This window comes from Lachnospira pectinoschiza (assembly GCF_020564355.1).
Taxonomy (GTDB): domain Bacteria; phylum Bacillota; class Clostridia; order Lachnospirales; family Lachnospiraceae; genus Lachnospira; species Lachnospira intestinalis.
Window position 1 is genome coordinate 210,216 of record NZ_JAJCRR010000005.1, and the last position, 21,529, is coordinate 231,744.

The following is a 21,529-nucleotide window of genomic DNA, read 5'->3' on the forward strand; positions in this document are numbered from 1 at the left end:
TTATATTCTTAAATTTTTACCACCACTTCTCACGGTAAGAGTACTCTCCACGGTAATTAGAAGCGTTATAATCAGGATATTTGAAAGGTGCATATACATCATCTTTAGGTGCATCATCCTGTGTATATATGTACATTGAATCATAATCCCATGTCACAATTTCATCACGGGCATCGCCGTAGAGATTTACAGCTTCTGCACACATGGTAGGATGACCGTCATCAGGGAACTTAACAACCTGAATACCTCTGCCATCAATCATTCCACCGCGCTCTACATCAGCATTAAGAAGAATGAAGTCCTGACCGTCACCAGTCCAGTTTACAGGTGTTAAAAGATTACCATTAAGCTCATTTTCCATTTCCCATAACTGGTTACCTTCGCTGTCATAGAAATATATAATTCCCTGATGTCCCCAGAAATTAACAACAACCATTTCATAACCTGGGCGGTCAGGAAGGTAATTAGCGAGACTGACACGCTGTGCATGACCTATGCCATCCTTTTTGAGAAGTTTTCCGTTAAAATCAGATATCAGGAAGCCTTCCTTTCCCGCAACGCAGGCAAAGAATTTAGTGCCTTTATGTGGACCGGATTCGAATCTTCCTGGAACAATTTCATCAATGTGGTCTTCATTAACAGGCATAGTCCACATCTTGTTACCGTGGCAGTCAAGCATGTTATAACCTACCAGAAGTTCATCATGCCCATCCCCGTTAATATCAATCGCAAAAGGAAAATGCCCGGTATTCTTATCACTCTGGAAATGCCACATAACCTCCAGGTCATCGTTAAGTGCATACACCCTGCAATAACGATCCTTAATAAGAATATCACGTGGCTTATCAAGACCACGGAAATTGCATATACGCATACCGTCAGGGTTAATTCTGTCAAAAGCATAGATTTTATCAGGAACACCGATAATCGTTCCATCCTCTTCTGTTGTGGAGAAAGGTGTTCTGGTGCGTTTCTTGACTTCACCTGTTCTGCCATCAAGAATAAGGACTTCAAAATTCTTGGCGGTTATAACCTCGTCAAAACCATCACCATCAATATCATATATCTGCATAGGCATGTCAGCTGATATAGTGCCAATGTCGTGATTATTGGTTGGTTCACCGTGCTGCCATAAAATATTGCCGTCAAGGTCAAATGCGGTGAGACAGCTGATGGTTCCATAAGCATCACGGTTTACTCTTTTCTGGCACTGTGCCATAACCATCTGGTATTCGCCGTTGCCAAGCAGATGACCAAAACGAAGCTGCCTTCCGGTGCCGCAGCCATTGAGGTCAATCTTCTTAAGAAGCTTCATCTTAGGATAATGCGCCTGCGCATTTTCACATTCAGCTTTATAAGCATTTCTTGCAGCATCAATAGAAGCAGCAGTACTTTCAGAAGTAGTAACATTTACAAAACCAAACTGTGCAGGAATCGTTGCTGTAATGGCAATTTTGCCACCCTGTACGGCATATTCAGTGTCAATGTCAAAATAGACCTTATCATCAACGCTGCATATAACATGGCTGCCTTTAATTTCTGCTTTAAGGATATAAGTATCGTCACAGTTGTAGTTGAAAGCTACAGAATCAAGAATAGTAACCTCTTCCTTGTGACGGTATTCAACTCTCAGTTCATGTTCTTCAAAAACAAGGACAAGAAGATTAGCAGAGTTCTGACAACAAAAACCAATGCCGGCATTACCCCATTTGGTAGTAAACATACGGACACTTGCAGTTATAGTATAATCGCGCCAGAATCTGTCGCCGCTTGTAAGCATAGGAAAAGTCCGGTGGGGCTTGTCATTGCGGATACGCATCTGCTCCATAAAATGTTTTCCATTATATTCAGAAATAATCCAGGAAGCTCCCTGACCGTTATAAGTGTGGTTGCATACCGGGTCATGCCATTTACCATAATATCCGGGATAATGGATAAAATGATACTCACCCATTGCCGAATGATTCTTATCATAAGGGAATTCACCAATGGGAAAATCAGAGAAATCTTCATCAAGTAAAATAAAATCTGCCATAATAACCTCCATTCTTAAAAAGAAATAATAAAATGGTACATTGCCGCATTCTTGGTATATAAATAATATCTAACGAAGCAAATCATATACTGATTATAGGTCGTTTATAGAGAAAATGTTACTGATTTTTTACATATTTTTGAGATTTTGGAAGATTTCGTGCAGTTTTTTGCAGCTATAAATACAATGTGAATATAATGAAAGCGTTTTAAGAAGCAAGATATAAGATTCTATTGTCCCACTTCATGAATAATGTTAAAATAATACTAAATACAATTTAAATCGTGCAGTGGGGAAGCAGATTTAAGATATAAATAACATTTAGAAAGCGGAAATAATATATGAAAAAAAGAAAAGTGTTTTTAAAAGATATTATCGCACAATCTCCTGAAAAAGAGTATGGACAGCTGTATGCAGATATTATGCTTGAACTCTCACAGGGAACGCTGGCACCGGTCCGCAGTGCAGGAACGAATGGTAAAAAGCCGGCGCTTCCCGTGGCATTCTGGGAGTATGTGAAAGAGCCGGATTACGGTGATGTCAGTGAAAAGCTGGATTTTAAGCTGCATCCGCTTCTTCATACAACGTATTACCGGAAACAATTACGGATACAGATTTTAAAGAACGTATACAGCTGAAAAAATATGAGGTACAGTCGATTGAAAAAGCATTAAAAAATCTGGAAAACAAAAAAAATCAGCTGGAGGTTCAGGCAGGAAGTGTATCCGAATATGCAGATGAACCGGTGTCAGCTTCACCGGAGGAACAGGAACAAATCAGACAGCAGATTCCGGATATTGAAACCGTAGAGGCACAGGAACTTACCCGGTATCAGAAGACGGTAAAAAGAAATCTGCTAACGGCACTGTCCCGGTTAAAGGATGAGCAGAACCGTCTGGCAGAAGAAATCCGTTCAATTGCAGCAAAAGATATTTATGCAGAAGATTATTTTAAGAAAACATTTGACAGTCTGTTGACACAGACTGCCAGTCCAAAGAATCTGGCAGAGCAGTATGCCGTGAATAAGGCTTCGTATGAGAGCCAGCTGGAAAAACTTAAAATTGATCTTGCAAGCATTGACAATGAACAAAAAAACATTGAAGAAATGTTTTTAGAATACGTGCGCAGTGTTAATGCGAATATTGCAATGATTGATAAAAATTCAACAATCAGCGTGCGCGGCAGAAACATTAAAATGTTAAAAATCCAGGTAGCAGACTGGGAAAGCGAACAGGAACATTTCCGTATGAAACTGCACGATTATTTTGAGCAGGTGATACAAAATGGTCTTGATACGATTGATAAGAATGAAAATCTGAATGAATTTTTGGGAAATGTCATTACAACAAAAAGACTGTATGATGATACTGTGGGTATCGGCAGTGTAAAAATTAAGCTGTATAAGATTGAAGCGGAACGTGAAGTCCCGATTACATGGGCAGAGGTATCAGCCAATTCCGGCGGCGAGGGTTTTTTATCAGCGTTTGTGATTCTGACCTGTCTGCTTAGTTATATGCGGCGGGATGAGAGTGATTTGTTTACCACGGGAGAGGAAGGCAAGGTGCTGATTATGGATAATCCGTTTGCACAGACCAATGCGGAACATCTGCTGAAACCACTGATGGAGATGGCAAAGAAAATGAATACGCAGCTCATCTGCCTGTCAGGACTTGGCGGCGATTCCATCTATAACCGCTTTGACAATATTTATGTGTTAAAACTTATGGATTCAAGTATCAGAAGCGGCGCATGGCGCATGGAAGCCAGCCATATCAAAGGCGAACCGGTGAAGCGGATGGTACTGTCAGAATTCAGGGTGGAAGAGAGGGAACAAGATTGGAAATGAAGGTACAGGAAGTAAAACAATCACTGGAAACAGCATTTATAGATGGGACAATAAATTCTAATTTGGCATATCAACCGGAGTTTATTTCTAATGATTATAAGCAGGGAAAGAAAGTGCTTGTTTCATTAGAAAAGGAATTAAAAAAATGTGATGAAAATTCCAATTTTACCTGGATATGCCCTTTATCCGTCCGGGATTTGTTGTGGGTAATACTGTGGCAATTCATAAACGTGGAATAACTGATTTTCAGATGAAGTATTACCGCAGAATCTATCAGGCGAGAATGGTGGAACAGCGCCGATTTGATAAGCATTCTGCATATCTTGCGAAAGAATTGGAGCGTATGAACCAGTTGCAGGAACAGTACCTGTTTCTTGTGGATAACAATATCAAAACTGTAGAGGGACTTGTGACTTATCAGGTTCTGGGAGAGCGGGATGTAGAGAAAATCTCTGAACGTCAGCAGGACTTGTATCAGCAGAACAGAGCAAGAAAACGCGCTTGCAAAACAGAGGAGGATATTCGTGATTATCAGATCTGGCATATGGGAGCATAGGAGAAATTGGATGAACTTAAGGCGGAGAAGAAGGCAATTAATAAGAAACTGAAGATTGCTGAAGGGTGTGTAGAAGAGTATAAGAAGTTTTCAATGTTGGATTTTTCAACTATTGAGGATGAGATTCGTAATTCAATAGAAGTGCCGGAGTATCCGTATGCGGAGGAGAAAAATATTGCGTTATCTGTTAATGATGCAGTGTCTGATATGGAAGATATTTCAGTAATGAATGAATCAGAGGATTATGATATTTCGTTAGGCGCAGAGGTATGTGAACAGATTTCAGCAGAAGATACCATGGATGCCACAGTAGGAGTTGGTGGCGAAGCGAATATTATGGAGGAATATGCTGATGATCGGTCAGATGATAAAGGCGGATATGAGGCGTATAAAAAGATGACACCTTTGGAAAAGGCTCAGATGTATGGATTCGGGGAACTAAAGAGTTACGACACAGTTAGGTCAGTTGTACAGATGAAGTTTCTGGACATGGGGCATATTGCAGATGTGGATGAACTTCTGGAAGAGACGGATTTGATTAATAAGGGCATGTGTGAATTGGTTGTCAAAAACAAGACAGAAGAGGTGTTGGATGAGATTAAACAGCGGGGAATTGCTTTTGATGATTTGTCTGTTATCGAAAAGGCAAGGATGCTACAGTTTCAGCCGGACAATAATTCATACAATATTCAGCTGTACAGTGCTGTTTGCAAGGCATGTGGAGTGGATACTTCTGATGAGGATAAGATATTTGAAGATTATCAGGCTATTTATGAAAAGACATTGGAGATGAAGCAAGAACAGGTCATTGGAAGAAATGATGGAGACAGAGAGAGGGCACGATAGCGTGCCCCTGTTTAGTTTATTGAGTAATAAATCTTAAAATAAAACTTTCTCCCGGGAAATGTTGACTTTATAAATATAAAGGTTTTGATGGAAAAATTATGCGCCATGTGTTACAATAAATATGATACTTTGCTTATGAATCGAAGAAAGGGTAAAGGAATGAAAACATCGTACAACAATTTATGGAAAATGCTAATTGACAGAAATATGCAAAAAAAAGACCTGATTGATAAATTAGGAATAAGCTCCACTACAATTGCAAAAATGGGAAAGGGTGATAAGGTTTCACTTGATGTATTGGAAAGAATATGTGCATATTTTGATTGCAATATAGGTGATGTTATTAGTTTTGAAAAAGAAGATTAGAATAATGTTGAAAGGATATTACTAAATAAATGAAAAAGACTAGTTATTGTAAATGTTTTCCAGAACTGGATGATAAAGAACTTGATGAAAAGTATGCGTTAATTAGTCATGCTATACAATTAGAAAACAAACCAGAGGCTAAAAATTACATAGATATTTTAAAGAAAAACGGGATTAATATTAACTTATATCCAACGAAAAAGATATTTAATGAACAAAATAATATTGTTTTTGAAACAAATGAAACAAAATTTACATTTATAGATTTGTTTGCAGGAATTGGCGGATTCAGAATCGCAATGCAATCAGTTGGCGGACAATGCGTGTTTTCGAGTGAGTGGGATGAAGCTGCCAAAGAAACATATTTTGATAATTATGGTGAAGTACCTTTTGGAGATATAACGAAGCCTGAAATCAAGGCTCTTATTCCAGAAAAATTTGATGTGCTTTGCGCCGGATTTCCGTGTCAGCCATTTAGTAATGCAGGTTTAAAAAAAGGGATTGAGGATACACGCGGTACTTTGTTTTATCATATAGCAGAAATATTAAGGGATCATCAGCCTAAAGCGGTTGTGTTAGAAAATGTCAGGGGATTAATAAGCAATGATAAAGGAAAAACGATTCAAACAGTACTTAGGACAATCACAGGAATGGGATATAAATGTAATATTCCTCAAGAGTTAATTGAGAATGGACCCATTACAAAGTTAAAAGCAGAATGTTCAAAAATGGTTCTGAGTGCAAAAGATTATGGAGTTCCTCAAAATCGTCCAAGAATTTTTATTGTATTATGGCGAGAAGATGTTAACATAACAAATTTTGTTTATCCTTCACCTATGAAAACAAAAACTAGAGTGGGAGATATTTTGGAAGCAAATGTTCCAGAATCATTTACGATTTCAGATAAATTATGGGAAGGTCATCAGAGAAGAAAAAGTGAACATGAGCAAAAAGGAAATGGATTTGGATATAGCATGTTTAATGAAGAATCAGAATTTACAAGCACAATTTCCCGTAGGTATTACAAAGATGGAAGTGAAATTCTGATAGAACAGAAGGGAAAAAATCCACGAAAGCTGACACCGAGAGAAGCGGCTAATCTTCAGGGATTTCCGGAAGAGTTTAAATTGCCTTCCTCAAATGTCAAGGCATATCAGCAATTTGGAAATAGCGTTGCGGTGCCGGTTGTAAAAAAAGTTTCTGAGCAAGTAGTAGAGCAGATTCTGGAGGTGTAAAATGTTTGCAGATTTATTATTAGAAGAAATACAGCCTGGAGAAATAGATGTAAAAAATATTCCGGATATAGAATTAACAGAATCCTTAGAATATGATTTGCAAAAAATGTTGGAAGAGGAAGAGGGAAGTTTTTCTAAAGTATCCAATAAAACATCGGTTGTGCAAACGGATAAAAATTATGTTTTCTTTTCCAATCAATGGCTATATTTGGCTGTTTTGTGCAAAAAATATGCGGAGTCATTAAAACCATATGGTGATTTTTTTGATAACAAGCTACGAGGAAATCAACATGTAATGAGTGCACTCGTAAAGAAGGATTTTACAGATGCTGATTGGATTGAATTGATCCCAGAACAAGTAGACAGGGAGAGAATGATAAAATTTATTGAAGCAGATAGTACATACAGACCAGGAAAAGCATTGTTGAATGGAGATAAAGCTAGATCGATAAAGGATATTTTTGGCTCATGTATATTGAAAAAAATAGCAGTTCCGGATGCATCTTCAGCATATTTAGGTAATTTGATATATTATTTAGCGAAGAGACCGGACTTATATGATAGACTTGAGAAAGAAGTTACACTTCAGATAGGAAATGTTGGAAACGCGAAAAAACTATCGAGGATAACGAAGGATTGTGCAAGACAGATTATTGATGTAATTTACAATATTGATAAGTTTGAAAAAATAAAATCTCTTCTGGAGGTTAATGAAAAAAATATAAAAGTTAATATTTCCAAAACAGGAAAATTACTACCTGCGGGGAATTTTTTAAGGTACTTGTTTGCAAGGCCCAATTCTGACTTGTATGCAGGAGATAAAGCCAGAGTTTTTGTTGACAAGGAGTACATTATTTCTTTTGAAACAGAAAATGTTGAATGCAGGCTTACCACGGAGTGGGTTGATTCGGAAATAGCAGAAGGTGGAAATGGAAATTATTTAAAAGCATTGATTGCTATTGTTAATGAATACTACAAGGAAAATATTGAAATAAAAACAATATTAGGTGAGAGGTATTTGTATATGATTAAAGAAAAATTTGAATTACAGGATTTGCCGGAAGTGTTAAAAACAGATTTTGCCAGAAGATACATTACCTCTTTACTGGCGAAACCTTTTGTGATATTGACGGGTAATAGCGGAACTGGTAAAACACGTATTTCAAAGCAATTTGCAGAATATCTGGAATGGAAATCCGATGATGGCAAGAAAAATTGGGTAATAATTCCTGTTGGGGCTGATTGGACTGATAATACAAAAATCTTAGGGTACTATAATCCGCTGGCTGAAGATGGAAAAGGAAAATATGAAAAGACCAAGATTGTAGAATTAATAGAAGAAGCCAATAGGCATAAAGAGATTCCATATTTTGTAATATTGGATGAAATGAATTTGAGTCATGTAGAACGATACTTTTCTGATTTCTTGAGTCATATGGAGACTCCGGATACACCATTCGAATTAGAAGGTTATACAGGAAGATTAGATTACCCAGAAAATATGTTTGTTGTTGGAACCGTTAATATTGATGAGACAACCTATATGTTTAGTCCGAAGGTATTGGACAGAGCAAATGTTATAGAGTTTAAGCCTCAAAAAGAGGACGTATTTAAGGTATTCAGTGCTGCAGGAACTGTAGGTAAAATGGTACCTGTGAATGATGGAAGTGCACAAGCTTTTTTGAAATTGGCTAAGGAAATACGTACTGGAAAATTTGCTGTTGATGAAGATTTAACACATTATTACACAGATGTTGATGGAGATTTTACAGGAAGTAATTTAGATTATGTAGAAGGTGTATTCTCTGACATATATGAAATTGTACAAAAATATGATTTTGAATTTGCATTTAGAACTGTTAAAGAAATCCGAAATTATATTGCAGCAGCATATGAATTGCTTGAAAAAACAGAATTTAATCTGAATCAAATAATTGACGAGCAATTACTCCAAAAAATATTGCCTAAAATTCATGGTAATAAGAAAGAAATTGGGCAGATGTTGGATGAGTTAACAGGATTGTGTGATAAATATAGTCTGGTGTTGAGCAAAAAGAAAATTGAGCAGATGAAAGGAAAACTTGCAAAGGTGCAGTATGCAAGTTTTATCTAAGGTAGAATTATGATAGGTGCGGTTTGTTTTAAGGTTACAAATGAATATGAAGTAAGAATTTATATGGTTGGAACATATGAACAAATTGACTGGACAAATCCGTCACCATGCGTTCTGGGAGAAAACTATACTTGCTATGCTTTGAAAAATGAAGAGGCCGGTAACGCAATTCAGATAGTTGCTGGTCTGAATGGTCAGTATATGCTGCGTTTATTTGAAACAAAACGATATATATTGCGTCTTGTGTATGAGGAGAATTTAGATATAGAGGTGCCAAGATTTCAGAATGAAAATAATAAATTTCTGAAATTGGAAAAAGATAAAGATTATATTACATTCCAGTTTGTTAATTATCTGGGATATTCAAGGATAAATTTTACTCATGATAACTGTGGGCAGCAGATTTTTTTTGAAATAGCTCCAGAAAAAATGAATTATGAAGAAGACTATATTGTGTTGACAGAAGCAATAGCACAGGTTTGTTCGGAATTATTATTGGAGTATTCTGGATTAACATCAAACTTGTTTGAACAATCAGAAGAAGAGCATAGGACTATATTAGAACAATTTATTTTTCTCAGGCAGTTTTGTTACGGCAATAACTTATTTAGTGTGTTTGAAGCAATTAAGAGAAATCCAGATCGTGTACTTAGTTCGGATGAAATTTATAAACCGATTGGGTGCGGAATTCCGTCACAGAAATTCTATACACATCCGTTCTCATATGGTAAGGGATGGCAAAAAACTAAGAGGGCAGATGGGACATTTAGTATTGTGCCACAAATGATATCCGTGACACAAAAACAAGACAGCATAGATACGCCGGCTAATCGTTTTGTAAAATATGCGTTAGAAAAGTTTGATTCGGTTTGTTTGGAATTGATGAACTCTTTGGACGCAGCGGGTGGGGTAAAACAGGCGGAATGTCTATCAGAAGCAAAAGCTATCCACAATATGCTGGATGAAATATTCAATGATGGATTTTTTGACGAAATTGGAAAATTAGATATTATGCCACAAAATAATCAGGTATTACAGAAAAGAGAAGGGTACTCCCAGATTTTTTCTGCGTACTCGATGATTGATTTGGCTCTACGATTGAATTGGAGTGGACATGATGATGTATATGAAGGAGAGTCAAAAAATGTGGCACTTCTTTATGAATATTGGCTGTTTTTTGAACTATATAAAATTATTGATTCCATTGATGGCTGTAAAAAAGTGTATTTAAAAGACGATGATTTTTTAACGGTAAGTGATGGAGGGATAACAATTTCGTTACAGGAAGGAAAGAAGTCAAGGCAATCATTTGTCATAGAACGATTGCATACAAAGATTAATTTATATTATAATCGAACATTTTCCAGAAAGGAATTTAAAACCACTTTATATGAAGGATCATATTCTAGACCGTTCAGACCGGATTATACTATTGCAATTTTTCCGGATTCTTATGTTAAAGGATGCAATAATGGAGAAAATGAGGCGGTCAAAAATGGAGCAGTAAGTTATATACATTTTGATGCAAAATATCGTGTAACAGATCTGACTTCGTTGGTTGGGAAACGAACAGATGAATATGAAGAAATAGAATTTGCAGAAGATAAGACAGATGCGGTAATGAATACCTATAAACGTGGTGATTTGTTAAAGATGCATACATATAATGATGCGATAAGACGAACAATTGGTAGTTATATTTTGTATCCGGGAAAAGGCGATAGTGAAGATACAAGAGGGGTATCGTATAAATTATATGACGAAATTTTGCCAGGTGTAGGTGCTTTCGCAATCAGACCAAGCATAGATGAAGCTGGGGAAAATGAGTTAAGAAATTTCATTACAGAGTTGCTGGAATCCAAAGGTGCATTGTATTCAAGATTAAACCGAATGAAACAGTATACGGAGATGGTATTAAGAGAGCCTTCGGTATCTTTGTTAAACACTGCAGGTTATCAAATTGGAAAAAAGGATGAGAATGCACAAAAGGGAATACGATGTGTATTAGGATATATACGTGCTTTGAAGGAAGATGATTATTACTATTCACTTGTAGAAAATAATTTGTTATTTACTGGGGCGGAATTCCTTTTTTATTTTTATGCTATAAAAGATTCATATGTTTATTCACATCATCCGGATATTTTTAAGACTAAAAGATTTTGTTTCTATAAAAATTCTATTATGGATACAAAAAAGTATATTCTTGAGCAAACTATATGTGAAATTGAATCAAATGAGTTAATTTCGAAGAAAGAACTTGTGGAAAGATTAAATGTGCAAGGGTATAAGACAAATGAAAGGAATCATCACGCAGATTTCTATTATGTACTAAAGGTTAAAGTTATCGGTAATATGTGCGATTTAAAAGAAATTGGGGTGGATGAGATTAGTTTGCAAAATGGTAATGATGCTTATAGCCCGCATTCACCTAAAATTTTTTACATGGAAGATCTAAGCTAGACGGAGAAGTATAATGGCAGATGTTTTAACAAAAGAACAACGACATAAAAACATGAAAAATATCCGTGGAACGGATACTAAAATCGAAATTATACTTAGAAAAGCTTTGTGGGCAAAAGGATATAGGTATCGGAAAAATTATAGTAAGTTACCGGGTAAGCCAGATATTGTTCTGACAAAATATAAGATAGCCATTTTCTGCGATGGAGAATTTTTTCACGGAAAGGACTGGGAAGTATTAAAACCCAGGTTGGAGAAGAGTAATAACAGTGAGTTTTGGATAAGTAAGATATCACGCAACAGAGAGAGGGATGACGAAGTAAACAAGAGATTATTATTTGAAGGATGGACCGTAATCCGATTTTGGGGTGATGATATAAAGAAGCATACGGATGAGTGTGTGAAGGTAATAGAAGAGGCGATTTTTGATGAAACAATCATGAACGATGATATAAACTAACTGAATATATAAAAAAGAGCAATAGTTCTGGGAGAAGAAGTAATCAAAAAGAGAATATCTGCAGGAAGATAGAAAAATATTTTCAAAATTAAAATTCAGCTATCTTCATTGTAGTATAGAATACTAAGTTTGAAATACCACTTAGGCAGATATGGCTCCTGAGTGAGGAGAAATGGAGAAAGTGAAGAGACATTTATGAACAAGAAGTGCCAGGTATTTACGCCTGAAAATTATGTAAGAGAATTACTAGATAGTGTAGGTTATACGCACAATTTATACGGAAAAAGAATACTAGAGAATTCTTGCGGCGATGGTAATATCCTGGTCGCAGTAGTTCAAAGGTATATTGATGATTGTCGTGAGAATGGCATGTCCAGAACAAAAATTAAAAATGGCTTAGCGAAAGATATATATGGAATTGAAATTGATAAAGAACAGTATGAAAAATGTATTAACAATTTGAATGATGTATTGAAGCGTAATAATATTGGCAATGTTGATTGGAAAATAGTAAATGAGGACTATTTAAAATGGAATTCAATTACAAAGTTTCAATATATTGTGGGGAATCCGCCATATATAACATATAGTGAATTGAAAGAGGAAGAACAGTTATTTGTTAAGGGTAATTTTGAAACATGTGTTAAAGGGAAATTTGATTATTGTTATGCATTCATAGAGAAAAGTATCAAATCGTTAGCAAATGACGGAAAAATGTCTTATCTTATTCCAAGTAGTATTTATAAGACTGTGTTTGGAAATAACTTAAGAACTTTTATGTGTCCCTATATTACAAAAATAAAGGATTATAAGCAAGTTAAAATATTTGATAAAGCATTAGTTAAATCATCCATAATGGTGTTAGATAAACAACGTCAAAATGATGTTTTGCGTTATCATGATATGAGTATGGAAACGGAAATGGAGATACCTATTGAACGATTAGAAGAAAAGTGGTTTTTCGCAGAAGAGAACGAAGAAGGACAACATCGTTTTGGAGATTATTTTAAGGTATCACATGTTGTAGCAACATTGCTGAATAAAGCATATGTATTGCCAGATGGAGCATATACCGAAGTGGATGATGGTTATGTTTGCGGTAATCACACGATTGAAAGAGCAGTAGTCAGAAGTACTGAAACACCTCGAACATTGAGATATAACAAGCATGAGAAAATTATTTTTCCATACACATATGATGAAAATGGGTTAGTACGTTTTGAAGATGGTGAGTTTGAACAATTATATCCGGAAGCGGCAGCATATCTTAATGAGTTACGTAGGGATTTAGATAAAAGAAAAAGCGATAAAAATGCCAAATGGTATGAATATGGACGCTCGCAGGCGTTGAGTGGTTTAAATAGCCAGAAACTATTAATTTCAACGGTTGTAACAAATGATGTGGATGTATATGAATTAGAACAAGAATGTATACCATATGCAGGAATGTATATCGTGGAAAAGGAAGATAATAATGGATATACATTGCAGAATGCAGCTGAAATACTTAGAAGTGAAGAATTTAAAGAGTATGTTTTTAAAGTAGGTATACCTATAAGTGGTAAGTCAGTAAGAATTACGTCAAAGGATGTTGAAAATTATATGTTTTAGGAGGTGCAAGTGATGGAAGAGTTGAAATATGTTATTGAAGATAGCACAATTGCAGAATTGTTGGGGGTACAAAATTTTTCTACGGATGAGGCGGCAATTCTTGAATTAGTTAAAAATGCATATGACGCAAATGCACTAAATCTAAAAATTATATTCAGAAACAATGAGCTACAGTTTGTTGACAATGGCATTGGAATGAATGAGGAAGATATAAAAGAACATTGGATGCATATTGGAAAGAGTGATAAAAAATATGAAATAGTAGATGAAAATAACAAAACGAGAATACAGGCGGGCTCTAAAGGAGTTGGAAGATTTGCTTTGTCTAGATTAGGCCGTAGTGTGTGTATGAAATCAAAAAAACAAAAATCTGTAGGAGTCATATGGAAAACGGATTGGAATACTTCTGTTTTAGAAGAAAACTCTGCTGCTTGTGATAAGGGAACAGATATAACCATTGTAGGTTTAAGGGAAAAATGGAATAAAAAGCGAATAGAGAATTTGTGTAAATATCTTGAAAAAACTTATTATGATACTTCAATGGAGATAAGAATTATTGCTGATAAATATGACAAGATTGTTCCGGTACATTTTCCGAAAGCTGAAGCGGGGATCAACTGTCGAAGCAATATTGCTTTACAGTATAGCGATGGCGCTCTGACAACAACTGTAAAATCTGATGAATTTGAAAGTAGTGCATCAAGGTATTGTCCTGATGTTGATATAAAGAAATTTGAAATAAAGACAGATGTGATCAAAGAATTAAAAGGAACAGAGATTGTTGAACTTGTAGATGATGATATTGACTCTGTTATAAAAGAATTGGGGGACTTTTCGGCTAATTTCTTTTTTAATCTGACTTCTTCAAATGAGGATAAAGACAAATTTATGTATAAATATTTAGATACTCCACAGAATGTGGAGAGCGGGATAATATTATACAGGAATGCATTTAGCATATCTTCATATGAAGGAAAAAAGGACTGGCTTGGATTAGGTAAAAGATCGAGAAAATCACCTGCTGCGGCTTCACATCCATCAGGGGCATGGCGTGTGAGAGAAAATCAAATGGCTGGTTATGTTTTGATTGATAAAAAGGAAAATGCAGTCCTGCAAGATATGGCGAATAGACAAGGATTAGATGAGAATATTTATTATCAATTATTTGTTGAAATTATACTGATTGGTATTAAAGAGTTTGAGAGATATAGACAGAACATTATAAGAAAAATTAATATAAAAAATCAACCGGATGAGCAGAAGGCAACACCAGTATCAGATAGAGTCATTAGTAAGCCGTCATCTATAAATGAATTTACACGGGATGAAGCGAAACAATTAGCTGCTGAGATTAAAGGTTATAAAAAAGAAGGTAAGCAATATCAAAAAGATAAAGAAGCTGTGGAGGCAAGATATAAATATGATATTAGAATATTGAATGTATTAGCTACAACAGGATTAAAAGCATCTTCAATTGCCCATGAAATGAAAAATGACAGGAATGCAATATTTGAAAATTACAATAACATTGTAGATGCGTTGAAGGAATATGGAATGTGGGATGAACTTAATTCAGTAGATAAAACGCGAAAGTCGTATAAAAATGTACCATATTTGCTAAAAAACAATGATGTTGTTGGAAAAAAGCTGATAACATTTATGGATACAATGTTGGAGGAGGTTGAAAAAAAGCAATTTGAAGCACATTATCAGAGTATTGCAGATATATTGGTTGCTAGTAAACAGGTATGGGAAAGAGATTATGCATGGCTAAGTATTGAAATTTTGATGGAAGAGGATATTATTTATCAGATTTCAGAAGATATACTGCAAGTTGTTTTTGATAATTTACTTTTGAATAGTGTACAGCAAAATGATAATACCCTAAAATTGAATGTGACAATAAATGTGGCAGAAATAAATGGTTTTCTAAAGATAAAATATAGTGATAATGGAAAGGGGCTTGACGATAAATACAAAACAAATCCTAGAAAAATATTAGAAGTACATGAAACAACGAGGGCAAATGGACATGGACTTGGTATGTGGATTGTAAATAATACTTGTATAATGTCAGGCGGTGAGATACAAAAAATAGAAGGAGAAGGTGGATTTTCCATCGAATTCACAATAGGAGGAAAATTGTAATGTCTTTTTTGAAAATATTGTATATTGATGATAATCCAGAACCAGCATTGGCAAAATATTTGGATAGATATCAAAGTCCAATGTGTGCTTTTGAATATTCGGATATAAGGTTTAATCCAGATGAAGGTTATGAGAGTTTAATTAATAATCCAGAGGTTAAGTCAGCAAATATTATATTTATAGATTCCAGATTATTTGAAAATAGAACTGCAACAACAGGAAAATTCACGGGAGAAGAGTTTAAAATCATATTAAAGAAATATTTTCCCTTCATAGAGGTTGTTGTGATAACGCAAAATGAGGTGGATGACGATTATGAAACAATCTCTAAATATGATCCCAAATGTGGGAAAAAACCAGAAGAGTATTATGATGATAAACTTCCCATGTTGATAGAACAGTCTGTTAGAAATATATTTGAGGTACGTAAAATTGCATTTGAGATGGAAAAAAATACAAGCTGGGAAAAAGTAATGGTTGAAAAAATAGTTAATTCTGTAAATGGCCAAGGAAGATTTGATGAGTTTACTAAGAATGATATTGATGAAGTAATTAAGTTGTTTCGCGAATTGCAAGATAAGGTAGAAGGATAAAATATGGATTATAGAAGAACTAAGTATTGTCCGGAATTAGTGGATATTAAAGAGAAGAAAAAGAAGATTGAAGCTCTGATAAAAAAGGAACATCCGCATGCACAAGATATGCATACTTATATAAGCGATAATTCAGAAAAATATAAGTTGAAATTTGTGCAAGCATATAATGGTAAATGTGCATATTGTGGCGTGTCCATTGATTTGATAAAAAAGAATGAATTTGAAATAGACCATTTCTTGTATGAAAAATTCCCCAAATTTAAAACAAAAAAAGAAGCGGGATATATTGAAAATTTAATTTTAGCGTGTCACGATTGTAATCACAATAAAAGTGACTTTTGGATAAATGAGGATTGCTATAATGCATTATATCCGGACGAAAAGGAAATGCAAAAGACTTTTTTCCGGGATGAGCAATATTATATTTGTATAAGTGATGAATATAAAGATGATAAGTCGATTAATGAATTTTATGATAAGGTTCGATTGGGTACAGAATTACATAGACTTGATTATTTGTTAATGAATATAATTGGTTTGCAAAGAAAGTGTCAAGAGAATAAAGACTTATATGCTGGGTTAGGAAAAATCATGGATGTTATAAGAGAAAAGAGAAATATTATATAGTGGAATTTTTAAAGGTTATGTGTAAAAAGAAAGAAGGTGAACATATGAATTCGGAACAAGAATATTATGTAAGTTTGGTTGAACGATTGCGTCAAATGCCGGAGGAAACCGAATGGTTGGAATACAAGGTAAATAATTGTGAACCGGAATTAATTGGTGAATATATATCAGCACTGAGCAATTCTGCTACTATTTGTAATAAGGAAAAAGCGTATCTATTATGGGGAATAAATGATAAAACACATGAGATTCAAGGAACATCATTTTCACCGAAAAAAGCTAAAAAGGGCAATGAAGAACTTGAAAACTGGTTGGCGGGTGGATTAAAACCTAGGGTGGACTTTAAGTTTATTGAGGTAAGTACGGATAAAGGAACTGTGGTAGTGATGGAAATACCGGCGGCAGTGAATACACCGACCAGTTTCAAAGGAATAGAATTTATTCGTGTTGGTTCGTATAAGAAAAAACTGAAGGATTATCCGGAAAAAGAGCGTAAACTATGGCTTTCCTTTGAACAGAAACCGTTTGAACTGCGAATAGCTATGGAGAATGTTTCTGCATCTAAGGTAACAGAACTATTGGATTGTGCCGCTTATTATACATTGATGAAATTGCCATTACCAAGTAATAGAGATGCTATTATCCACAACATGGTTGATGAGGAATTTATTCGTGAGATGGATAATGGAAATTTTGTAATTACCAACATGGGAGCATTGCTTCTGGCAAAAGATTTAAATGTATTTGCACATTTAAAGAGAAAGGCTATTCGTGTAATCAAGTATAAGGGAAATGGTAAAACAAATGCTATCAGAGAACAGGTATTTACGAAGGGATATGCAATTCAGTTTGATGATATTACAGATTATATTATGACATTGATTCCGCAAGAGGAAGAAATTGATGGTGGAAGAAGGCAGGAACATATTATGTTTCCGCGCAAGGCAATAAGAGAAATGCTCGGAAATATGATTATTCATCAGGATTTGACTGCACATGGTAGCGGACCAGTTATGGAAATTTTCGATACTAAGGTTGAAGCATCAAATCCAGGAAGTTTGTTGGTAGAGGTGAACCGTATTATTGACACGGTTCCACATTCCAGAAATGAATCAATGGCTTCTTTTCTGCGAATAGTGCGAATTTGTGAGGAACGAGGTAGTGGATTTGATCGTATGGAAGAAGGTATGCGTGATTTGACGATTCCGGCACCCAAGGTCGAAACGGGGGATGACTTTACCAGAACAAAACTATATTGGTATGACAATTTGAATGATTGGAAGAAAGACGATAAAATTCGAACCTGTTATCTGTATACTTGTTATTGTTATGTCAATGAAATCGAGGTGGCAAATGCGGTGCTGAGAGAACGATTTGGCGTAGAGGAGAAGAACAAAGCAATTATTTCAAGAATAATAAAAGATACCATAGATGCGGGTTTTATTAAGTTGTCAGATGAAAATGCTGCGCCGAAATTAAGAAGATATATACCTTATTGGGCATAAAATTTTAGTTGATGGGTAGTTGATGGAAAGAAGCTAAGTAAGAATATATTTTCACAAAAGCCAAGAAAATAAGGGGGATACGGGAAATTTTATGTAAAAATTTAGTTGATGGGTAGTTGATAGTATATTAAGATTCGACAAAATTTCTATGACTTAAAAAGGGTTACAGAGTGTAACCTTTTTGTGTCAAAGGAAAATTATGTTTCCTGACAGAATAGAGATTTTATCCAGAGGAACAATTCCTCTGGGACAGACAATGGAAGGATTTTTCGCGGGTGAATCTGTACCGGTAAATCAAAAATTATCAGATATGTTATTGCAACTGCACATAAGTGAGCGTACAGGTCGTGGAGTCCCAAAGATAACAGAGGTTTATGGAAAAGGAACATATGAGTTCAGGGAAAATTCTATTGTTGTGTCGATTCTGTTTACCAGGGTATCAACAGAGGATGAGAACCCAAGATAGGACCCAAGAAGATAGTAAGGGTAAAGGAGGGAAAAAGAAATGATACCAACAAGAGAAGAGGCTATGGAATTCCTCCGTGACGGTTTGGCATGTAATCCGGGACCTTGGGGACGGCATTGTTTAACTGCGGCACACTGCGCAGAAAAAATTGCACATGCCTGTGGTGATATGGATTCAGAGAAAGCGTACATATTAGGATTACTGCATGACATAGGCAGAAAATTCGGCGTGCGGCATCTAGGGCACGTTTTGGACGGATATATTTATATGAAGCAGTCAGGATATGATGAAGTGGCAAAAATTTGTCTGACACATTCCTTTAACAATCATAGGATTGATGATTATATTGGAAAATTTGACGTTTCCGATGAGGAGTTACGGCTCATAAAGACCGAGTTGGACAAGGCGGTATACGATGAATACGACCGCCTGATTCAGTTATGCGATAGTCTGGCAGGGGCAGGAGGTGTTCTTGATGTGGAAGAAAGAATGAAGGATGTAAAGAAAAGATACGGATTTTACCCACAGGCGAAGTGGGATACGAATATTCGGCTGATGCAGCATTTTGAAAAGAAAATGAATCAGAATATTTATATTGTGTGCGAGAAAGATACATTTGTACCGGAGGACATTTAATGGATATTCCTAAAATAGCAATAGCCATTTTATATGGATTGTGATAAAATAATACAAACCAACCACAAAAACGAGGACAACCATGAAAGAACAAAGTGAAGAAAACACAAAAAAAGAAGTTATTGAAAAGAAAACCATCCGTATATTCAGAGGACATCTGTTTATAAAGTTGGTAATTATATTACTGCTGGTGCTGGCGGTGATTGCCGGCATTGCAGGACTTAGAAAGGGCAGTGGACAGCCGGCAGAGTCGGAGAGCAAGACAACGCGGATTGGCTTTGAAAATATCGGGCAGATGGTCACGCAGGCGGCTTACTGTACGGAGATGAATGTCACAAAGGATTCGCGTAAGCTGTTTGGAATGACGATTCCGTTTACACAGAGCGAATACATTTACAGCTATGATGTAGAAGTGAGAGCGGGACTGGATTTTAGTCAAATTGAATGGAGCGTTGACGAAGATAATAGCATAATTCAGGTTCGTCTGCCGCAGGTGCAGATTTTAAGCAGTGAAATCAACACGGATACCTTTAAGGTGTATCATGAGGAAGAAAGCATTTTCACACCAATCAAACTGGCGGATAATAACGATGCCCTGAAAACGCTCATTGAAAATGCAAAGCAGGATGCGGTTGCAAACGGTCTGCTTGAAAATGCGGAGAGCAACGCGGAAACGATTCTCAGGGGATTTTTTGCAAATGTCTATGATTTGCAGAAATATAAGATTGAATTTATCAGACAAGAGGCAGAAAAATGACCATTATCACCGGACTGATTTTTGCGCATAAAATTATCGGTCTCAGTATCGGAATGTTGATTGCGGATTTGGGAGTCGGCAGAGTGATTGCGGTATTTCAGCATTTATTTTATGAGAAAATGGAGGCAGTGCGCATTTGAAAGAATTAGAAAACGGAAAGAAAAAGCTGCTGATTACAGGAATGATTCTTATTATAATCGTGGTATGTACGGCAGGCATTTTTGCTTACGGCAGTCATAAAAACAATCAGAAAGCGGCGGCAAAAGTACAGGAAGAAAGTGTACAGCGCGTATCACAGGAACAGTCCCTTGCGGCACAAAAAGAGCAGGAACAGAAAGCCCGGAGCATTGCCGAGGCAGAATTGCAGAAGGCACTTTCCGAGGCACAGAGCCGTGATGAATCCATAGCCGCATCCGAAGCAGAATCAAGGGAGCAGGCACAAAAAGAAGCAGAGGAAGCTTCGATTACACAGGAAAAAGCCGAGCAGGAAGCCCGTGAAGAACAGGAAAGACAGGCACAGGGCGCAGGACTGGCAGAACGGCTTGCAGGCTATGAAACAGTGAGCCGCCCGGCAGGGTCAACCGGAGATATTATCTGTATTGACCCCGGACATCAAAGCCGCGGCAACAACGGAAAAGAGCCGGAAGGGCCGGGTTCACAGACGATGAAGACTAAAGTGGCAGGCGGAACGGGCGGTGTGGTATCGGGCGTGCCGGAATATCAGCTGACCCTGACAATCGGCATGATGTTAAAGACCGAACTACAAAACAGAGGATACACCGTAGTGATGACAAGGGAGTCCAACGATGTTGATATTTCCAATAAAGAACGTGCAGATATTGCAACGGCGGCGGGAGCGGCGGCAACAATCAGGATTCACGCAGACGGTGTGGACAGTGCTTCCGCTTCCGGAGCTTCGGTACTGGTGCCAGGTTCGTCAAATCCGTATATACCGGAACTGGCAGGCAGTTCCAGTCAGTTAGGAAGCTGTATTATCAATTCGTATTGTGCGGCAACCGGCATGAAAAACCGCGGGGTAGTCGGAAGTGACAATATGACAGGTATCAACTGGAGTACCAATCCGGTTGCCCTGCTGGAACTCGGATTTATGACCAATCCGACAGATGATGCGAATATGCAGGACGATACCTATCAGCAGTTAATGGTGCGCGGCATTGCAGATGGTATTGATGCGTATTTTGGAAGATAATGGAGATTAATGTAAAAAATCACACTGATGTCTGATTTTTCACACAGATATTT

At 36.4% G+C, this 21,529-nt stretch carries 21 protein-coding genes; 20 read left to right on the top strand and 1 reads right to left on the bottom strand.

The features are described 5' to 3' along the window. Window positions 1-16 precede the first annotated feature (16 nt). Complete coding sequence (locus LI288_RS11535) at window positions 17-2,035, bottom strand: hypothetical protein (protein WP_227090504.1); 2,019 nt, start codon at window positions 2,033-2,035, stop codon at window positions 17-19. A 341-nt stretch (window positions 2,036-2,376) separates the two neighbouring features. Between LI288_RS11535 and LI288_RS11540 the strand changes: the two genes are divergently transcribed. From LI288_RS11540 to LI288_RS11635, 20 genes are all read left to right on the top strand, one after another. Next, window positions 2,377-2,673 (top strand): hypothetical protein, encoded by a 297-nt coding sequence (locus tag LI288_RS11540; protein ID WP_227090505.1) that lies wholly within the window; start codon window positions 2,377-2,379, stop codon window positions 2,671-2,673. 107 nt (window positions 2,674-2,780) lie between these two features. Beyond that, window positions 2,781-3,881, top strand: a complete 1,101-nt coding sequence (locus LI288_RS11545) for a hypothetical protein (protein WP_227090506.1) — start codon at window positions 2,781-2,783, stop codon at window positions 3,879-3,881. After that, entirely contained in the window at window positions 3,872-4,120 is a 249-nt protein-coding gene (locus LI288_RS11550) for a hypothetical protein (protein WP_227090507.1), read from the top strand. The genes LI288_RS11545 and LI288_RS11550 overlap by 10 nt, the downstream gene beginning before the upstream one ends. Further along, window positions 4,096-4,437, top strand: coding sequence for a hypothetical protein (locus tag LI288_RS11555; RefSeq protein ID WP_227090508.1), 342 nt, complete (start codon window positions 4,096-4,098; stop codon window positions 4,435-4,437). Before LI288_RS11550 ends, LI288_RS11555 begins: the two co-directional genes overlap by 25 nt. A gap of 6 nt (window positions 4,438-4,443) precedes the next feature. Further along, on the top strand, window positions 4,444-5,283 hold the full coding sequence (locus LI288_RS11560) for a hypothetical protein (protein WP_227090509.1): 840 nt from the start codon (window positions 4,444-4,446) through the stop codon (window positions 5,281-5,283). A gap of 159 nt (window positions 5,284-5,442) precedes the next feature. After that, entirely contained in the window at window positions 5,443-5,649 is a 207-nt protein-coding gene (locus LI288_RS11565; RefSeq protein WP_055238338.1) for a helix-turn-helix domain-containing protein, read from the top strand. A gap of 29 nt (window positions 5,650-5,678) precedes the next feature. Further along, window positions 5,679-6,884: a DNA cytosine methyltransferase gene (locus LI288_RS11570; RefSeq protein WP_227090510.1), complete on the top strand. Its 1,206-nt coding sequence runs from the start codon at window positions 5,679-5,681 to the stop codon at window positions 6,882-6,884. A 1-nt stretch (window position 6,885) separates the two neighbouring features. Then, window positions 6,886-8,997 (top strand): McrB family protein, encoded by a 2,112-nt coding sequence (locus LI288_RS11575; RefSeq protein WP_227090511.1) that lies wholly within the window; start codon window positions 6,886-6,888, stop codon window positions 8,995-8,997. Between the two features lie 9 nt (window positions 8,998-9,006). Then, window positions 9,007-11,460 carry a DUF2357 domain-containing protein gene (locus LI288_RS11580; protein WP_227090512.1) on the top strand — a complete coding sequence of 818 codons (2,454 nt, stop codon included), beginning with the start codon at window positions 9,007-9,009 and terminating at the stop codon, window positions 11,458-11,460. A 13-nt stretch (window positions 11,461-11,473) separates the two neighbouring features. Beyond that, a complete protein-coding gene (locus LI288_RS11585) occupies window positions 11,474-11,920 on the top strand; it encodes a very short patch repair endonuclease (protein WP_227090513.1) in 447 nt (148 codons plus the stop codon). 195 nt (window positions 11,921-12,115) lie between these two features. Beyond that, window positions 12,116-13,531, top strand: a complete 1,416-nt coding sequence (locus LI288_RS11590) for an Eco57I restriction-modification methylase domain-containing protein (protein WP_227090514.1) — start codon at window positions 12,116-12,118, stop codon at window positions 13,529-13,531. A gap of 12 nt (window positions 13,532-13,543) precedes the next feature. Next, window positions 13,544-15,679 (top strand): sensor histidine kinase, encoded by a 2,136-nt coding sequence (locus LI288_RS11595; RefSeq protein ID WP_227090515.1) that lies wholly within the window; start codon window positions 13,544-13,546, stop codon window positions 15,677-15,679. Beyond that, window positions 15,679-16,272 carry a hypothetical protein gene (locus tag LI288_RS11600; protein WP_227090516.1) on the top strand — a complete coding sequence of 198 codons (594 nt, stop codon included), beginning with the start codon at window positions 15,679-15,681 and terminating at the stop codon, window positions 16,270-16,272. The genes LI288_RS11595 and LI288_RS11600 overlap by 1 nt, the downstream gene beginning before the upstream one ends. Before the next feature lie 3 nt (window positions 16,273-16,275). Next, window positions 16,276-16,902, top strand: a complete 627-nt coding sequence (locus LI288_RS11605; protein WP_227090517.1) for an HNH endonuclease — start codon at window positions 16,276-16,278, stop codon at window positions 16,900-16,902. After that, window positions 16,902-18,407 (top strand): RNA-binding domain-containing protein, encoded by a 1,506-nt coding sequence (locus LI288_RS11610; protein WP_227090518.1) that lies wholly within the window; start codon window positions 16,902-16,904, stop codon window positions 18,405-18,407. Before LI288_RS11605 ends, LI288_RS11610 begins: the two co-directional genes overlap by 1 nt. Before the next feature lie 199 nt (window positions 18,408-18,606). Beyond that, window positions 18,607-18,873: an ATP-binding protein gene (locus LI288_RS11615; RefSeq protein ID WP_227090519.1), complete on the top strand. Its 267-nt coding sequence runs from the start codon at window positions 18,607-18,609 to the stop codon at window positions 18,871-18,873. 39 nt (window positions 18,874-18,912) lie between these two features. After that, a complete protein-coding gene (locus LI288_RS11620; protein ID WP_227090520.1) occupies window positions 18,913-19,509 on the top strand; it encodes an HD domain-containing protein in 597 nt (198 codons plus the stop codon). An 82-nt stretch (window positions 19,510-19,591) separates the two neighbouring features. Beyond that, on the top strand, window positions 19,592-20,266 hold the full coding sequence (locus LI288_RS11625) for a DUF4230 domain-containing protein (protein ID WP_227090521.1): 675 nt from the start codon (window positions 19,592-19,594) through the stop codon (window positions 20,264-20,266). Further along, window positions 20,263-20,406 carry a hypothetical protein gene (locus tag LI288_RS11630; protein WP_022432641.1) on the top strand — a complete coding sequence of 48 codons (144 nt, stop codon included), beginning with the start codon at window positions 20,263-20,265 and terminating at the stop codon, window positions 20,404-20,406. Before LI288_RS11625 ends, LI288_RS11630 begins: the two co-directional genes overlap by 4 nt. Next, entirely contained in the window at window positions 20,403-21,476 is a 1,074-nt protein-coding gene (locus LI288_RS11635; RefSeq protein WP_227090522.1) for an N-acetylmuramoyl-L-alanine amidase, read from the top strand. Before LI288_RS11630 ends, LI288_RS11635 begins: the two co-directional genes overlap by 4 nt. Window positions 21,477-21,529: the final 53 nt, after the last annotated feature.

Bases quoted from the DNA above. Each gene is read 5' to 3' on its own strand.
- LI288_RS11535 (WP_227090504.1), bottom strand. From the start codon at position 2,035: ATGGCAGATTTTATTTTACTTGATGAAGATTTCTCTGATTTTCCCATT.
- LI288_RS11540 (WP_227090505.1), top strand. From the start codon at position 2,377: ATGAAAAAAAGAAAAGTGTTTTTAAAAGATATTATCGCACAATCTCCT.
- LI288_RS11565 (WP_055238338.1), top strand. From the start codon at position 5,443: ATGAAAACATCGTACAACAATTTATGGAAAATGCTAATTGACAGAAAT.
- LI288_RS11570 (WP_227090510.1), top strand. From the start codon at position 5,679: ATGAAAAAGACTAGTTATTGTAAATGTTTTCCAGAACTGGATGATAAA.
- LI288_RS11575 (WP_227090511.1), top strand. From the start codon at position 6,886: ATGTTTGCAGATTTATTATTAGAAGAAATACAGCCTGGAGAAATAGAT.
- LI288_RS11580 (WP_227090512.1), top strand. From the start codon at position 9,007: ATGATAGGTGCGGTTTGTTTTAAGGTTACAAATGAATATGAAGTAAGA.
- LI288_RS11585 (WP_227090513.1), top strand. From the start codon at position 11,474: ATGGCAGATGTTTTAACAAAAGAACAACGACATAAAAACATGAAAAAT.
- LI288_RS11590 (WP_227090514.1), top strand. From the start codon at position 12,116: ATGAACAAGAAGTGCCAGGTATTTACGCCTGAAAATTATGTAAGAGAA.
- LI288_RS11595 (WP_227090515.1), top strand. From the start codon at position 13,544: ATGGAAGAGTTGAAATATGTTATTGAAGATAGCACAATTGCAGAATTG.
- LI288_RS11600 (WP_227090516.1), top strand. From the start codon at position 15,679: ATGTCTTTTTTGAAAATATTGTATATTGATGATAATCCAGAACCAGCA.
- LI288_RS11605 (WP_227090517.1), top strand. From the start codon at position 16,276: ATGGATTATAGAAGAACTAAGTATTGTCCGGAATTAGTGGATATTAAA.
- LI288_RS11615 (WP_227090519.1), top strand. From the start codon at position 18,607: ATGTTTCCTGACAGAATAGAGATTTTATCCAGAGGAACAATTCCTCTG.
- LI288_RS11620 (WP_227090520.1), top strand. From the start codon at position 18,913: ATGATACCAACAAGAGAAGAGGCTATGGAATTCCTCCGTGACGGTTTG.
- LI288_RS11625 (WP_227090521.1), top strand. From the start codon at position 19,592: ATGAAAGAACAAAGTGAAGAAAACACAAAAAAAGAAGTTATTGAAAAG.
- LI288_RS11630 (WP_022432641.1), top strand. From the start codon at position 20,263: ATGACCATTATCACCGGACTGATTTTTGCGCATAAAATTATCGGTCTC.